The organism is Polaromonas sp. P1_E3 (genome assembly GCF_056405935.1).
Window position 1 is genome coordinate 1 of the sequence record NZ_JBFUBD010000507.1, and the last position, 1,722, is coordinate 1,722.

A 1,722-nucleotide genomic window follows, 5' to 3' on the forward strand; every position below is an offset into this window, starting at 1 on the left:
GCCTTGAAGCCGAGCTGCGCAGCCAGGTCATCCAGCTTCATGGCGGTCTTGCCCTCCCGCTGAAGCAGTTTTTCCACCGCCTCCCGTCCCCTGGCCACGGTCTGCTCCATCGCCAGGGCGTTAAACCAGGCCCGGACCKTCGACTTGGCACGGTGGCTGCACAGGAAACCCAGCTCGGGATTGAGCCAGTCGCGCGAGGGACCGCCCTCTTTGGCAGTAATCACTTCAACTGTCTGGCCGTTTTGCAGCGGTGTATTCAGCGGCACCATGACGCCGTCAATGCGTGCGCCCCGGCAACGGTGCCCCAGGCTGGTGTGCACGCTGTAGGCAAAATCTACCGTGGTCGCGCCCTGTGGCAGTTCCACGATGGCGGCGTCGGGTGTCAGCACATAGATCCGGTCCTCGAACAGCCCTTGATTGGCATCGCGTGCGCGTTGCGAGGCCGGGCCCGAAAGATCCCGTTCCCACGCGAGCAATTGCCGCAGCACGGCGATCTTCGCGTCATATTCGCTGCTCGCCGACACGCCCGCATAGCCCTTTGCGCCCGCCTCCTTGTAGGCCCAATGCGCCGCCACGCCATGCTCCGCGTGGTCATGCATGGCCTGGGTGCGCACCTGGATCTCCACTGCCCGCCCCGCTTCGTCGCGCACCACGGTATGCAGCGACTGGTAGCCGTTGGACTTGGGCTTGGCGATGTAGTCATCAAATTCCCCGTCGACCGGTGTAAAGCGCGAATGCACAAAGCCAAGTGCGGCATAGCAGCCTTTCACGTCAGCCGCAATCACGCGCAGGGCACGGATGTCAAACACCTGCTCGAAGTCGAGCGACTTTCCGCGCATCTTTTTGACAATGCTGTAGATGTGCTTGGGCCGGCCCTGCACCAGCGCGGCAATGCCGTTCTGGTTCAACTCGCGCTCCAGCTGCGCGCGCAGAGCCTCCATGAAGCCTTCCCGCTCCACCCGTTTTTCATCCAGCAGGCGGGCCGTCTGCTTGTAGGTATCGGGCTCCAGGAAACGGAAAGCCAGGTCTTCCATTTCCCATTTGATCTGCCAGATGCCCAGACGGTTGGCCAGCGGCGCAAACACATGCAGGGACTCATGCGCCAATGCCAAAGGGGCAGGTTGGCGGGTGGCCGCGTAATGACGCAGGGTTTGAAGCCGCGACGCCAGCCGGAGCATGACCACCCGCAGGTCACGCGAGAACGCCAGCAGCATCTTGCGCACGTTTTCAGTTTGCGCGGCCGGGTCATCCAGCAAGTGCGCCTTGGCATTGGCGGTGCGCGCCTGCCGCTGCACCTGCACCAGCTTCGTGGTTTCCAGCGCCAGCGCAGCGTAGTTGGCGCCGAACGCCTTGGTGATGACTTCCTGCGGCTTGTTCAGGTGCTGGCACGCATATACAAGATAAGTCGCAGCCTGCATCGCCTCCGAGCCACCGATGTTTTTCAGGATGGCAGCTACCGCATCGGCATGCGCGAGGATGTTTTCCCCCGTGTCATGCGTTTCGCTGGCGATCAGGGGCTCGGCAAATGCCCGGGCGCGGGCCAGAGCGTGCGGCTGGTCAGGCAAGCTGTCAGCCGTAGCGGTCACGATGGAGGCATTCGCCCCCTGGGAGAGTGCCGGGCTCCCGGGCCCGGCCACATTGCTTTTCATGGAACGTCAGTCAAATAGTTGCGAAGCCGGCAGTGCATCAGTGCAGCGCTGTCCGGCATGACTTAATAAATAC

Annotated in this window: 1 protein-coding gene; it reads right to left on the minus strand. The window is 62.7% G+C overall.

Translation table 11 applies throughout. From position 1 onward, the window contains the following. A partial coding sequence (locus AC1D0Z_RS21080; protein ID WP_477660110.1) for a RelA/SpoT family protein occupies positions 1–1,649 on the minus strand: 1,649 nt, incomplete at its 3' end. Between the last annotated feature and the right edge of the window lie 73 nt (positions 1,650–1,722).